The sequence below is a fragment of the Janthinobacterium sp. GW822-FHT07H11 genome (assembly GCF_058798615.1).
In genome coordinates this window covers 1,198,836-1,212,231 of the sequence record NZ_CM179507.1, presented here as the reverse complement: position 1 = coordinate 1,212,231, position 13,396 = coordinate 1,198,836, and the positions used below count along the sequence as shown (strand labels likewise).

Annotated in this window: 8 protein-coding genes; 5 read left to right on the top strand and 3 right to left on the bottom strand. The window is 63.9% G+C overall.

Going from position 1 to position 13,396, the window contains the following annotated elements; genetic code table 11:
• Window positions 1–10: 10 nt before the first annotated feature.
• Window positions 11–1,867: a PAS domain-containing hybrid sensor histidine kinase/response regulator gene (locus AC3RCJ_RS05395; RefSeq protein ID WP_492959807.1), complete on the bottom strand. Its 1,857-nt coding sequence runs from the start codon at window positions 1,865–1,867 to the stop codon at window positions 11–13.
• Window positions 1,868–1,962: 95 nt separating this feature from the next.
• Window positions 1,963–2,703 (bottom strand): Crp/Fnr family transcriptional regulator, encoded by a 741-nt coding sequence (locus AC3RCJ_RS05390; protein ID WP_492959809.1) that lies wholly within the window; start codon window positions 2,701–2,703, stop codon window positions 1,963–1,965.
• A gap of 238 nt (window positions 2,704–2,941) precedes the next feature.
• Between AC3RCJ_RS05390 and AC3RCJ_RS05385 the strand changes: the two genes are divergently transcribed.
• The gene (locus tag AC3RCJ_RS05385) at window positions 2,942–5,026 is read left to right on the top strand and encodes a putative bifunctional diguanylate cyclase/phosphodiesterase (RefSeq protein ID WP_492959811.1); all 2,085 of its coding nucleotides are present in this window, start codon (window positions 2,942–2,944) and stop codon (window positions 5,024–5,026) included.
• Here the strand turns inward: AC3RCJ_RS05385 and AC3RCJ_RS05380 are convergent.
• Window positions 5,023–6,078: a porin gene (locus AC3RCJ_RS05380; RefSeq protein WP_492959813.1), complete on the bottom strand. Its 1,056-nt coding sequence runs from the start codon at window positions 6,076–6,078 to the stop codon at window positions 5,023–5,025. The genes AC3RCJ_RS05385 and AC3RCJ_RS05380 overlap by 4 nt on opposite strands.
• Window positions 6,079–6,752: 674 nt before the next feature.
• Here AC3RCJ_RS05380 and AC3RCJ_RS05375 point away from each other — a divergent pair.
• The 4 genes from AC3RCJ_RS05375 (at window position 6,753) to AC3RCJ_RS05360 (ending at window position 13,362) form a co-directional block, all read left to right on the top strand.
• Window positions 6,753–9,572, top strand: coding sequence for a valine--tRNA ligase (locus AC3RCJ_RS05375; protein ID WP_492959815.1), 2,820 nt, complete (start codon window positions 6,753–6,755; stop codon window positions 9,570–9,572).
• Between the two features lie 113 nt (window positions 9,573–9,685).
• The gene (locus AC3RCJ_RS05370) at window positions 9,686–10,153 is read left to right on the top strand and encodes a DUF2147 domain-containing protein (protein ID WP_492959817.1); all 468 of its coding nucleotides are present in this window, start codon (window positions 9,686–9,688) and stop codon (window positions 10,151–10,153) included.
• 271 nt (window positions 10,154–10,424) lie between these two features.
• Entirely contained in the window at window positions 10,425–12,200 is a 1,776-nt protein-coding gene (locus tag AC3RCJ_RS05365) for an ice-binding family protein (RefSeq protein ID WP_492959819.1), read from the top strand.
• A gap of 13 nt (window positions 12,201–12,213) precedes the next feature.
• Window positions 12,214–13,362 (top strand): OmpA family protein, encoded by a 1,149-nt coding sequence (locus tag AC3RCJ_RS05360; protein WP_492959821.1) that lies wholly within the window; start codon window positions 12,214–12,216, stop codon window positions 13,360–13,362.
• Window positions 13,363–13,396: the final 34 nt, after the last annotated feature.

Sequence of the window (13,396 nt, the reverse complement as noted above, 5' to 3'; positions counted from 1 at the left end):
GAGTGCTGAATTAGCGTATTGCGTGAGTGTCGTCGGCCAGGCCGTGCGCGGCCGCATGGTGCAGGGCCACGTCGAGCGCATCCATGAATTCGACGACCTTGATCGGCTTGGTCAGGTAGCGGAAGAAACCCGCTTGCAAGCCCTTCTCGATGTCGCGCGGCACGGCATTGGCCGACAGGGCCATGACGGGAATGTGGCTGGTGAGGGGATCATCATGCAGGATGTGCAGCGCGCCATAGCCGCTGATGCCGGGCAGGTTGATATCCATCAAGATCACGTCGGGCTGGTAGGTGCGCGCCAGGTCGATGCCCAGGTGGGCATCGATGGCCGTCAGCAGTTTCAAGTCGCTGCGGCGGGCGATCAATTGCTCGACCAGCGCCAGGTTGGCGGGATTGTCTTCCACGTACAGCAAGGTGCGCTGGCTTTCCTGCGGTTCCTGCACCTGCGGCAGCGCGTCGCCGTCGCCCAGCACCAGTTCCGGCGCGCTGCTGGCGGCCAGCTCGAACCAGAAGGTGGTGCCCACGCCGACGGCGCTGTCGACGCCGATGGTGCCGCCCATCAATTCGACCAGTTGCTTGGTGACGACGAGGCCGATGCCCGTGCCCTCTTCCGTGCTGTTTTCCTGTCCCAGGCGGTTGAAGGGCTGGAACAGCTGCGCCACCTGGGCCGCGTCGAGGCCGGCGCCGCTGTCGCGCACGCTCACGCGCACGCGCTCGCCATGCCGGCTGCATTCGACGGTGACGGCGCCGCCGCCCTGGTTGTACTTGATGGCGTTCGACAACAGGTTGATCATCACCTGTTTCACGCGCGTGCGGTCCGCATGCACATAAAAGGCCTTGCCGCAGCGGGGGAAATGCATGCGGATGCCGCGCTTTTCCGCCTGCGGCGCGATCATGGCCTGGCAATCCTGCAGCACGTCGAGCAACGACATGGCTTCCTGCGACAGGGTGACCTTGCCCGATTCGATCATGGCCAGGTCGAGGATTTCATTGATCAAGCGCAAAAGATACCAGCCGCCCTTGAGGATTTGCTCGATCGAGCGCTGCTGCGGCGGGCTCGGCGGCGGCACGTCGGACGCCATCAACTGGGCAAAGCCCAGCACGGCATTCAGCGGCGTGCGCAATTCATGGCTCATGCTCGACAGGAATTCGGACTTGGCGCGGTTGGCTTTTTCCGCCACCTGGCGCGCTTTCTTCAGCTCGGCATTATTGGTCTCGACCAGCGAGCGCGTGTACGCCTGCTGTTCGCGCAGGCGCTGGTCCAGCAGCGCCTGTTCCGCCTCGACCTGCTTGCGCACCGTGTTGTCGGTGCCGATCAGCAGATAGCCGATGACCTTGCTCTGCGCGTCGCGCAGGGCCGTCACGGAGACGATGGCGGGGAAGCGGCTGCCATCGCTGCGGATGTAGGTCAATTCATAGATGTCTTCGATGCCGCGCGTGGCCTTGAACACGAGCGCTTCCACGCCGGGCGTGATGACGGTGTCGAGCTCGGCACTGAGGGCGGCGGCGCGCGCGACGATTTCTTGCGCGTCAGAAATACCTGCCGGCGTCAGCTTGTCCACCACGTCGCTGGCCGCATAGCCGAGCATGCGTTCGGCGCCCACATTGAAAATCTGGATCACGCCCTGCGCATCGGTGGCGATGCACGAAAAATTGGCGCTGTTGAAAATCGCATCCTGCAAGGCGCCCGCCTTGAGCAGCTGGCGCGGCAGGCTGGCCGCCACCGTGCGCCGGTACAGTGCCAGCAGCAACAGCAGCAGCAGGAATACCAGCGCATCGATCAGATAAGCCGTCTCGACTGGCGCCTGCCAGGCCAGCGCGCCGACGGCCAGCAGGGCGAAGGCACTGAACGAGAATGCCAATGCCATGGGCCAGCGCGAGGGCGCGCGATTAGGGTTATTTTCAACTGAGTGCATGGGTAGCCTGGGCTATGACAACAATAAAGGGGACGGAAATGCGGCGCCTAGCGATCCTGGCGCTGGCGCACGTCCGACAGCAGGCGCGCGAATTCCTTCTTGACGACGCCATAGCATTCGCACACATTGCCTTCGAGGCCGGCGCGGTCCTGTACCGTGATGTGGCCGCGCCGGTAACTGATGAGGCCGCGCTGCTGCAGGCGCCCCGCCGCTTCCGTCACGCCTTCGCGGCGCACGCCCAGCATGTTGGCGATCAATTCCTGCGTCATCGTCAGCTCGCGGTTCGGCAGGCGGTCCATGGTCAGCAGCAGCCAGCGGCACAGTTGCTGCTCCACCGTATGGTGGCGGTTGCACACGGCCGTTTGCGACATCTGCGTGATCAGCGCTTGCGTATAGCGCAGCAGCAAACGCATGACGGGACCGGCGCGGTCGAATTCTTCCATCAGCAGGTGGGCCTTCAGGCGGTAGCCGACGCCGCCCGTCTGCACGACGGCGCGGCTCGGCGTCGAATTGCCGCCCATAAACAGCGACACGCCCACCACGCCCTCGTTGCCGACACCGGCGATTTCGGACGAGCCGCCGTTTTCCAGCAGGTAGTGGATGGAAACGATGGCCGTGGTGGGGAAGTACACATGCTGCAGCTTGTCCCCCGAGTCGTAGATGACATCGCCCAGCAGCATGGAGACTTGCTCCAGATAAGGGGCCAGGCGCGCGAAATCGGCGTCGAGCATGGCGGCGAGCAAATGGTTTTGATTCGGGTTGTGCAGCTGGACATGCGGACTCGACATGGGCAGGTTTCCTGGTTTCCAGTCGTCAGCTAGGGAGATAGATGAAAGGCGTCCGAACGAGGGTCGCCATGGTGCGCAGCGTAACACACTGCTCGCACGGTGGTCCGACTATATTTCTTGTTGGCATGACCGTCCGTTCGGTAGCGAACGGACCCCGCGGCGCTTGCCGCCCTACAGTCCATCACTGCCAGGGCTGCCGTATCACGGATCGGCGCCGGCGCTGCTACCGGACGCCATCATGCAATCATTCTTCAAGCGCATCTCCATTTCCGTCTCCACGTCGGCCCTGATCACGCTGGCCGTCGGACTGTGCCTGACGGCGCTGTGCTATGCCTCAGCGCGGCAGATCGAAGCGGAAACCGCCCGCCTGCTGCTGCAGGACCACGCCAGCATGAAGACGCTGGGCGCGGCCATGCTGCCGGCCCACGGCATGAGCCTGGACGCCAACCGCCGCGGTTCGCTGTACGTGCTGCTGGGCGGAGTGCTGTCGAGCCTGCTGGCGGCCGCCTATGTATACCAACTGGTGTCGCGCAACAGCGTCATTGCCCGCATCACGGGCGAGCGCACGGCCGCGCTGCAGTTCGCCAATTTGCGCCTGTCCGAAGACATCGCCGCGCGCATGCACAATGAAAAGTCGCTGCGCTTGCGCGAACGCATCATCGAAGTGTCGGCCAATGCCATCATCCTGTGCAGCGCCGACGCGCCGGGCTACCTGATCGAGTACGTCAATCCCGCCTTCGAGCGCATCACCGGCTATGCGGCCGGCGAAGTCATCGGACAGCGCCTGGAAGACGTGCAGGGACAGGGACAAGGACGGCAGGACATGCACGCCATTACGGCCGCCCTGCGCGAACAGCGCGAAGGCAAGGCCATCGTGCGCAATGCGCGCAAGGATGGCAGCAGTTACTGGAGCGAGCTGTTCGTCGCGCCCGTGCGCGACGATGGCGATGGCGCCGTCAGTCACTTTGTCGTGGCGCAATACGACATCAGCACCGTCATGCGCTTCGAGCAGGAACTGGAATTCCAGGCCAGGCACGATATCCTCACGGGCCTGGCCAACCGCGCCCTGCTGCGCGAGCGGCTGGAACAGGCGATGGCCGTGACACGGCGCAACCAGTTGCCGCTGTGGGTGGTGTTCATCGACCTTGACCGTTTCAAGTTCGTCAACGATACCCTGGGCCACGACGCGGGCGACAGCGTGCTGAAAAACGTGGCCGAGCGCCTGCGCTGCGCCACGCGCGAAGTCGACACGGTGGCGCGCCTCGGTGGCGACGAATTCGTGCTGCTGCTGCCCCAGCATGGCAACGGCGAGCCGGGGCCGGCCATGCTGCAGCGCATCCTCGACGCCGTGGCGCAGCCGCTGCAGCTGGGCGAATATGAATTTTTTCTCAGCTGCAGCATCGGCGTGGCCGTATATCCCGACGATGGCGGTAATGCCGATACCCTGATCAAGCACGCCGACATCGCCATGTACCGCGCCAAGGAACAGGGACGGGGCCACTGGCAATTCTATGCCTCGGGCATGAATGCGGGCACCCTGGAACGGCTGGGACTGGAAAGCGAATTGCGCCACGCCCTGGCGCGCGGCCAGTTCCACCTCGAATACCAGCCGCAGCTGGAACTGTCCAGCGGGCGGGTGGTGGGCATGGAAGCGCTGCTGCGCTGGCAGCATCCGCAGCTGGGACGCATCGCGCCGGCCAGCTTCATCGGCCTGGCCGAGGAAATGGGCTTGATCATCCCCATCGGCGACTGGGTCCTGCGCACGGCCTGCGCGCAGGCACGCGCCTGGCAACTGCAAGGCCATGGCCCGCTGCGCCTGGCCGTCAACCTGTCGGCACGGCAATTCAAGCAGAAAAACCTGCTGCACGCGGTGGCGCAGGCGCTGGAGGAAACAGGCCTCGGGGCGGCCCAGCTGGAACTGGAATTGACGGAAAGCATGGTGATGCATGACGTGGAACAAGCCACGGCCATCATGGGCAAGCTCAAGGCGCTGGGCGTGCAACTGTCCATCGACGACTTCGGCACCGGCTATTCCAGCCTGGCCTACCTGCGCCACTTTCCCATCGACGTGCTGAAAATCGACAAGACCTTCGTCAGCGACATCACGCACAGCGACGACGACGCGGCCATCGTGCGCGCCATCATTTCGCTGGCGCACAGCCTGCGCCTGAAGGTGATTGCCGAAGGCGTGGAAACGCCGCAGCAGCTGGCCTTCCTGCGCCAGCACGGCTGCGACCAGATGCAGGGCTATCTGTTCAGCCGTCCGCTGGCCGCACCCGCCTTCGAGCAACTATTACTGCAGAGAAAAATGCTGCCCGCTTAAAAAGAGTGGCGCATGCCGATGTTGAAGGCGCGGTTGCCCGTACCCACTTCCGTGGCGTTGCCCACCATGTAGGCGGCGTCGTTGCGGTTGCGGATGTGCGCATAGGCAACATACACCTTGCTGCGCTGGGACAAGGCGTACGTGGCGCCGATGGCCAGCTGCTGCGCATCGCGGTTGGCCGCATTGCGGTCATCCTTGCGCACATAGGAAGCCAGCACGGTGGTCGCGCCGAGCGGCACGGAGACGCCGACGATGGCGTCGCGGCTGTCCGTCGAAGCGGTGGGCGCCTGCGCCGCGCCATACGGATTTTCCGCGAAGAACAGGGAACTGCCCTCGCCCGTGTTGCGACCATAGCCGCCAAACGCCGTGGCCACGCCGAAGTTGTAATTACCTGCGAGGATAGTGTTGTTCGCGTCGGCCTTGCCCGGCTCGCCGCCACGGCTCTGGCGCGCCAGGCGCAGGGTCAAAGGACCATTGACATAGCCCAGGGACAGGCCCAGCGAGCGTTGATCCGCCACCATACCCGTGTGTTCGCCAAAACCGTACATCACCGTGGCGGTGACGCCGCGCAGCTCGGGCGAGGTGTAGCGCACGGTGTTGTCGATGCGCGTGGCCGAATAGCCGGCCAGGTTGGTCGCCGCGCCGGCAAAGCCGCCTTCGAACGGGTCTGCCACGTCGGTCAGGGCCTGGCTTTGCAGGTTGTACTGGCGACCCACGGTGAGCATGCCCAGCGGGCTGTCGATGCCGACAAAGGCCTGGCGGCCAAACAATTGCCCCGCCTGGTCCGAGCGGCCCGTGTCGCTCAGGACACCGGCTTCCAGGGTGAACACGGCTTGCCAGCCATTGCCCAGCGCTTCCGTGCCGCGCAGGCCCAGGCGCGAACCGGCCGAGATACCGCTGGTGAGCTTGCTGACGCCGCCTTCCTGCACCAGGCCCGCATCCATCAGGCCATACATGGTAACGGAAGACGGGGCGACGGACGACTGGGCGTGGGCGGCAGGCAAGGCGCCCAGGGTGGTCGCAAGACCGGCAAAGATGGCGATTTTTTTCATGATGATTTCCTTGTAAAAGCGAAACCAGGAAAGCGGCGGCCACGGCGGGGCCACAGGCGGCAAGGCGCCATGCGGGGGTGCCGTATCACAAGACGACGCGCCGGACAACAGATCCTGGCTAAGCTGTGGCGGCAGCGGCGAGCGATGAGGCTCCGCTTTGATTCCGCCGTGAATGGTGCACCGCTGGCGGTGCGCGTGGCTCAGGCGCCCGGCCCGGAGGGGACGCACTGAAGGTGGCTGGCATCGCTGATGCGCTGGCCTTGAGACGCGGACGAGTGCTGGATATGAAACTGCTATGCAACCGCGTCTGCTGGCGCCGTCCGCAAGGATGGGGCAGGAGGCGCCGAGGCCGGCATTATAGCATCGGCCGCCCTTTCAGCCCCGTTTTATTGCGCCCTCTGTTGTTAAGTAAGCCCCAATAAATTATTGTGATTTCTGACTTCCATAACCGGCGCTCTGCGGCGTTGCCCGCTGCTAGCAGTGCTCGCACTGCGTCGCGGCTGGCGCCTTGCATAGCATCCGGTTCTGTTCGTCATAATTTCACAATAATTTCCTGAGGATTACTTAGTTCGCGGCCCGCCAGGCCGCCAAAACACTGAAAAAGGCTTGTTGCCACGCTGCAGGCGTTGCCGTGTCATCTATAATGGTTCCTTTTGCCAATCACACGCCAAATCATGGAATTAGCCAAGTCTTTCGAGCCCGCCGACATTGAACAATTCTGGCGCACCGAGTGGGAACAGCGCGGTTACTTTACCGCCACCCTCGATGCCGGAAAACCTTCCTTCAGCATCCAGTTGCCGCCGCCGAACGTCACCGGCACCCTGCACATGGGCCATGCGTTCAACCAGACCATCATGGATGGCCTGACCCGCTACCACCGCATGCTGGGCCACAACACGGCCTGGATACCGGGCACCGACCACGCGGGCATCGCCACGCAAATCGTCGTGCAACGCCAGCTGGACGCGCAAAAGATTTCGCGCCATGACCTGGGCCGCGAGAAATTCGTGGAAAAAGTGTGGGAATGGAAAGAAAAATCGGGTTCCATCATCACCGGCCAGATGCGCCGCCTGGGCGCCTCGGCCGACTGGCAGCGCGAATACTTCACGATGGATGAACCGCGCTCGAAAGTCGTCACCGACGTCTTCGTGCGCCTGTTCGAGCAGGGCCTGATCTACCGCGGCAAGCGCCTGGTGAACTGGGACCCCGTGCTGGGCACGGCCGTGTCCGACCTGGAAGTGGTGTCGGAAGAAGAAGACGGCTCCATGTGGTACATCAAATACCCGCTGGCCGACGGCAGCGGTTTCCTGACGGTGGCCACCACGCGTCCTGAAACCATGCTGGGCGACGTGGCCGTGGCCGTCGATCCGACGGACGAGCGCTACACGGCGCTGGTGGGCAAGATGCTGAAACTGCCATTGACGGACCGCGAAATCCCCATCATCGCCGACGAATACGTCGACAAGGAATTCGGCACCGGCTGCGTGAAGATCACGCCGGCGCACGACATGAACGATTACGCCGTCGGCCAGCGCCACAAACTGGCGCAGATCGTCATTTTGACCCTGGATGCGAAGATCACCGACGACGCGCCCGAGGCTTACCGCGGCATGGACCGCTTCGCCGCGCGCAAGCAGATCGTCGCCGACCTCGACGCGCAAGGCTTGCTGGAACAGGTCAAGCCGCACAAGCTGATGGTGCCGCGCGGCGACCGCACGGGCGTCGTCATCGAGCCGATGCTGACGGACCAGTGGTTCGTCGCCATGAGCAAACCGGCCCCGGAAGGCACTTTCTTCCCAGGCAAGTCGATCGCCGAGACGGCGCTGGACAAGGTCGCCAATGGCGAAATCAAGTTCGTGCCGGAAAACTGGAGCACCACCTACAACCAGTGGCTCAACAACATCCAGGACTGGTGCATCTCGCGCCAGCTGTGGTGGGGCCATCAGATCCCGGCCTGGTACGACGACAAGGGCAATATCTTTGTTGCGAAAACGCAAGCCGAAGCGGAAGCCAAGGCCCTGGCCGCCGGCAGCACGGGCCCCTTGAAGCGCGACGACGACGTGCTCGACACGTGGTTCTCGTCGGCCCTGGTGCCGTTCTCGACCATGGGTTGGCCGGAAGAAACACCGGACATGAAGGCTTTCCTGCCCTCGTCCGTGCTGGTCACGGGTTTCGACATCATCTTCTTCTGGGTCGCGCGCATGGTCATGATGACGGCGCACTTTACGGGCAAGGTACCGTTTGAAACCGTCTACGTGCACGGCCTGGTGCGTGACTCGACGGGGCAGAAGATGTCCAAGTCGAAGGGCAACACGCTGGACCCGATCGACCTGATCGACGGCATCGACCTGGAAGGCTTGATCGTCAAGCGCACCACGGGCCTGATGAACCCGCGCGACGCGGAAAAGATCACCAAGGCGACGCGCAAGGAATTCCCGGAAGGCATTTCGGCCTACGGCACGGACGCCGTGCGCTTCACCATGGCCAGCTATGCCTCGCTGGGCCGCAACATCAATTTCGACCTGGGCCGCTGCGAAGGCTACCGCAACTTCTGCAACAAGATGTGGAACGCCACGCGTTTCGTCATGATGAATACGGAAGGCAAGGATTGCACGGCCAACGATGTTGATCTGTCGCAAGCGGACAAGTGGATTATTTCCCTGCTGCAAAAAGCGGAGCTGGACGTGGCCAAGGGCTTCGAAGACTTCCGCTTCGACAACATCGCCGCATCGATCTACAAATTCGTCTGGGACGAGTATTGCGACTGGTACCTGGAAGTAGCGAAAGTCCAGGTACAGCAGGGTACGGAAGGCCAGCAGCGCGCCACCCGCCACACCCTGCTGCGCGTGCTGGAAGTGGTGCTGCGCCTGGCCCATCCGATCATCCCGTTTGTCACGGAAGCGCTGTGGCAAAGCGTTGCGCCGCTGGCCGGCAAGCTGCCGAAGGCCGACGGTGAGCCCAAGGGCGTGTCCATCATGATGCAGCCGTATCCGATCGCCAACACCGACAAGCTCGACGAGTCGGCCGAAGCGTGGATGCAGCAGCTGAAGGCCTTGACGGATGCGACGCGCAACCTGCGCGGTGAAATGCAGATTTCGCCATCCGTGCGCGTGCCGCTGATCGTCGAAGCGGGCAATGCGACGGAAAAGGCCGCGCTGGCCTCGTACGCGCCGTACATCCAGTCGCTGGGCAAGCTGGCCGACGTGCAGATCGTCGATGCCTTGCCGGACTCGCCAGCGGCCGTCGCCATCGTCGGCACCACCAAGCTGATGCTGAAAGTGGAAATCGACGTGGCTGCCGAACGCGAGCGCCTGGGCAAGGAAATCGCCCGCATCGAAGCAGAAATTGCCAAGGTCAACAGCAAGTTGGGCAATGAAAGCTTCGTCGCGCGCGCCCCGGCCGCCATCGTTGCGCAAGAAAACGAGCGTTTGCTCAGTTTTTCGGCGACAATTGAAAAACTGCGCGAACAGTTTGCTAAACTAGCCAGCGCATAAGGCAAGCTGGGAAGGATTGCGCGGCGTCATCCGTGACGCCGCGCAGCACTGCTGGTCTTGCCTTGGTATATAACTGTTCGTGACCCGATCAAAAAAACCATTGGAGACTGGCAATGCATAAAATATTCAAAGCAAGCATCACAGCAAGCATCATGGTGGCCGCCCTGGCCATCGCCGGCAGCGCCGCCGCGCGCGACGGCAACTACACCCCCGTGGGCACGTGGAAAACCATCGACGACGCCAGCGGCAAGCCGAAATCGCTGATCGTCATCACGGAAAGCAACGGCGTCTTGCAAGGCAAGATCGACAAGCTGTTCCGCGGGCCTGACGAAGATCAAAACCCCAAGTGCGACAAGTGTACGGGCGCCAAGAAAGACCAGCCCATCGTCGGCATGGTGATCCTGTCCGGCCTGAAATATGACGGCAAGGAATGGACGGGCGGCGAAATCATGGACCCGGCCAATGGCAAGACCTACAAGAGCAAGGCCGAACTGATTGAAGGCGGCACCAAGCTGCAAGTGCGCGGCTATGTGGGCGTGCCGATGTTTGGCCGCTCGCAGACGTGGGTGCGCGAAGAATAAACCTCATCGCTTCCCGACCGAAGCCGGCCCCGCCGGCTTTTTTTGCGCCTGTCCGCCTGCCCTGCTGTTGTTTTCCAGGCCGAAGTGCACATTTTTGACGCTATCTGCCCATCCCGGCAGCCTATGCGCGCCACCGAACATACTTGAAGTTTCCTAAATGAAATAGTGCATGCCTGTGACGCCATCGCCCTGCAGCGAAAGGCGGCATGGCTCTGCCGGATGACCTCATCCGCGGATGCCCGGCAATGACTGCCATGCACAAAGGAACTATATGACACTCTTCAAGCGATTTTTGAGCCCGCTGCTCGTCCCGGCCGGTTTGCTGGCCATGGCCATCCTGGCCGGCTGCGGCGGCGGCGACCAGGGACGCGATCCCATTCTCGGCTTGCCGGGCGCCACCTTGTCCAGCCTGGCCGTCACGCCCGCCACGGCCACGGTCGCTATCGGTGCCGGCCAGCAATTCACGGCCGTCGCCACGTATAGCGATGGTTCCTCGCAAGACGTCAGCGCCAAGGCGGCCTGGACGTCGGCCACGCCGGCCAGCGCGAGCGTCAATGCGGGCACGGGCTTGAGCACCGGCATCGCTGCAGGCACCTCGAGCATCGCTGCCGCGTTCGGCGGCAAGAGCGCAGCGGCCCAGTTGACCGTCTCGCCCGCCACCTTGACGGCCATCGCCCTCACGCCGCTCGCGCCATCGATCGCCATCGGCGCCACGCAGCAATTTGCGGTGACGGGCAGCTTCAGCGACGGCTCCGCGCGCGACGTGACGAGCATATCGGCCTTTGCTTCCGCCAGTCCCGCCACGGCCAGCATCGGCGCCGGCGGATTGGCGCTGGGCAAGGTTGCCGGCACGACGCAGATCACGGCCAGCACGGGCACGCTGACAAGCAGCACCGTGCTGACCGTCAGGCCAGCGACCTTGCTGTCGATCGCCGTCACGCCGCAAAACCCCATCGTGCCGGTGGCCGCCACGCGCCAGCTGGCCGTCATCGCCACCTACTCGGACAACAGCACCGCTGACGTCACGGCCGGCAGCAGCTTCGTGTCAGTCACGCCAGCGGCGGCCACGGTCGCCAGCAGCGGCCGCGTCACCGGCGTTGCCTTTGGCAGCAGCGTCATGAACGCCAGCTTCAACGGCAAGACCGCCAGCACCACCGTCACCGTCCCTGCCCTTACCCTGGTCAGCATCGCCGTCACGCCAGCCACCGCCAGCGTCGCCGTCGGTGCCCAGCAGCAATTCGTTGCCACGGCAAGCTATTCCGACAGCTCAAGCGCCATCATCACCAACAGCGCCAGCTGGACTTCGGGCACCGTCGCCAACGCCACGGTACTGAACACGGGCATCGCCACCGGCATCGCCGCCGGCACCAGCAGCATCACGGCCACGGCCGGCGGCCAGTCGGGCAGCGCGCTGCTGACCGTTACGGCAGTCGCCATCCCGCCCGTCCTCAACCCGATCATCCTGGGCCGCGCGGCACCGTTCGGCGTGCTGGCCGGCACCTCGATCACCAACAATTCGGGCGGCACCACCTTGATCACGGGCGACGTCGGCGCGCCATCGCAAACGGTCGATCCGACCCAGGCGGCCGGTTTCAATAACTACAAGTCGGGCGCCATCCTGGCCGGCGCCATGACGGATCTGCAAGCGGCTATCACGGACGGCAACAGCCGGACCTGCGACGTCAGCTTTGCCGGCGGCATCGATCTGGGCGGCCAGACCTTCGGCCCCGGCGTGTATTGCTATGCGGGCGCCATCAGCATCACGGGCACGCTGACCCTGAACGGTCCCGGCGTGTACATCTTCCGCACGGCATTGACGCTCGATTCGACCGTCAACTCGGTGGTGGCCCTGAACAATGGCGCCACGGCCGACAACGTCAGCTGGCTGCCCGTCGGCCCCACCACCCTGGCCGCCAACAGCGTCTTCAAGGGCAACATCCTGGGCCAGTCGGCCGCCATCACGGTGGGCGACAACACGACCCTGCTCAACGGCCGCGTGCTGACGGCTGCCGCCGTCACCCTGCGCAACAACCAGATCACCAAATAAACGGGACATGACCATGACGATCGCACACACACTGGGCGCCCTGAGCGTGATGACCGGCGCCTTGCTGGCGGCCCACTCGGCGCAGGCGCAGGACAACACCTTCATCAACCCGGACTGGGCCAACAGCGCCTGGTACATCGGCGCGGGCGTGGGCCAGTCGCGCGCCACCATCGACGAACCGCGCCTGCGCGCCAGCCTGGCCGCCAACGGCGAAACCGTCACCGGTTTCACCAAGGACCAGCGCGACACCGGCTATAAACTGTTTGTCGGCCGGCAACTGAACCAGTATGTCGCCGTGGAAGCGGGCTACTTTGACCTGGGCAAGTTCGACTTCCAGTCCACCACCAGCGGCAACGGCGTACTCAACGGGCAAGCGGGCTTTCGCGGCGTGAACCTGGACTTGCTGGGCCAGCTTCCGCTGTCGCAGCGTTTGTCACTGCTGGGCCGCGTCGGCATGCATTACACGAAGACCAGCACGGAGTTCAGCGGCAACCGCCTGCTGGGTTCGTCCAACATGCATGCGAGCGAGCGCAAGCTCAACGCCAAGCTGGGCCTGGGCCTGGAATACAAGTTCAGCGAAGCGCTGGCCCTGCGCGGCGAAGTGGAGCGCTATCGCGTGAACGATGCCGTCGGCAACCGCGGCGATGCGGACCTGTATTCCGTCAGCCTCGTGTATAAACTGGGCCGCCCGGCCAGCGCCACGCCGGCCTACCAGCCCGCGCCACCGGCGGCATTGCCGCCGATCAGCGAAAGCATGCCGGCGCCCGTCGCCGTGGCCGAACCGGCCCCGGCCCCCGTCTCGGAAAAAGTGTCGTTTGCCGCGGAGGCGCTGTTTGATTTCGATCAATCGACGCTCAAGCCGCAAGGCAAGGCGGCGCTGGACCAGCTGCTGGGCCAGTTGCACGGCATGGATGTGGAGGTGATCGTCACGGTGGGCCATACGGATGCCGTCGGTTCCGCTGCCTACAACCAGAAACTGTCCCTGCGCCGCGCCGAAGCCGTCAAGGCTTACCTGGTGGCGCAAGGCGTGGAAACGAACCGCGTCTACACGGAAGGCAAGGGAGAAACGCAGCCCGTGGCCGACAACACGAGTGCCGCCGGCCGCGCCAAGAACCGCCGCGTGACGGTGGAAGTGGTGGGCACGCGCAAAGTCATGCGTTAAGTTTGACGCGCACAAAAAAAACCGGCTTGCGCCG